1 protein-coding gene is annotated in these 1,279 nt (G+C 78.7%); it reads left to right on the forward strand.

Annotation, left to right across the window (positions count from 1 at the left end):
• A partial coding sequence (locus MFF56_RS31795; protein ID WP_238232200.1) for an Ig domain-containing protein occupies positions 1-1,279 on the forward strand: 1,279 nt, incomplete at both ends.

Genomic DNA, 1,279 nt, shown 5'->3' on the forward strand with positions numbered 1-1,279 from the left:
TCCTCGGTCTGGGGCATCTCCGTCGGCTCCAGCCTCGCCATCGCCGGCACGCCCGAGAGCTTCGGCACGGTGGGCGAGCCCTACGGCGCCCGCTACACGGCCAGCGGCGGCTCGGGCGAGACGCTCTTCGCCCTGATCAACGGCCAGCTCCCGGCCGGGCTCTCCCTCGACGCGGCCACCGGCCTGATCTCCGGCACGCCGAGCGCCCCCGGCTTCGCCCCGTCCCTCACCGTGCGGGTGCGCGACGCCTCCGGCGCCGCGGCCACCGCCGCGCCCTTCGACCTGCGCATCTCCGCTCCCCTCGTCGTCTCCGGCACCCCGGGGCCGGATGCGCTGGTGGGCGCCGACTACTCGGGCTACGCCTCGGTCAGCGGCGGGCGCAGCCCCTACGCGTGGTCGCTGGTCGAGGGCACCCTGCCGGCCGGCCTCACGCTGAGCGCGGCCACCGGCGTGATCGCGGGGCGGCCGACGACGGCCGGCACGGCCGCCGACCTGCGCCTGCGCGTGGTCGACGCGGACGGGCGCTCCGGGCGCACCGAGCGCTTCCCGATCGTGGTCACCGCGCCGCTCACCCTTTCCGGCACGCCCGCGGCGAGCGCCACGGTCGGCGAGCCCTACAGCGCCCGCTACACGGCGAGCGGCGGCACGAGCCCCTACGCCTTCAGCCTGCTCGGCTCGGCCCTGCCGGCCGGGCTCGTCCTCGACCCGGACACCGGCCTGATCTCGGGCACGCCCAGCGCGGCGGCGCCGGCCGCCACCAGCCAGGTGCGGGTCACGGACGCCGCCGGCCGGGTGGTCACAGGCGCCGCCTTCGGCATCGACGTGCGCGAGCCGCTGCGCTTGGTGCTCGTCGACATCGGGCCCGCCTCGACGGGGACGGCCTACGGGGGCGCGGTGCGGCCGGCAGGCGGACGCGGCCCCTACGTCCTGGCGCTGGCCGAGGGCGCGCTGCCGCCGGGCCTCAGCCTCGAGGCGGACGGGCGCATCGGCGGCACGCCGTCGGCGGCGGGCAGCTACGGCGGGATCCGGGTGCGCGCCACGGACGTGGACGGGCGCAGCGCGCTCTCGGCCGCGTTCGCCATCGAGGTGGCGGCGGGCATGAGCGTGTCGGGCCTGCCGCCGCGGGCGGCGACCGTGGGCGAGGCCTACGCCTTCCGCTTCGGCGTGTCGGGCGGTCAGGCACCATACGGCTTCGCGCTGGCCGGCGGCAGCCTGCCGGCGGGCCTGACGCTCGGGCCGGACGGCGCGCTCGCCGGCACGCCGGTGCGGGCGGAAGCGG

Source organism: Methylobacterium hispanicum (genome assembly GCF_022179285.1).
GTDB lineage: Bacteria > Pseudomonadota > Alphaproteobacteria > Rhizobiales > Beijerinckiaceae > Methylobacterium > Methylobacterium hispanicum.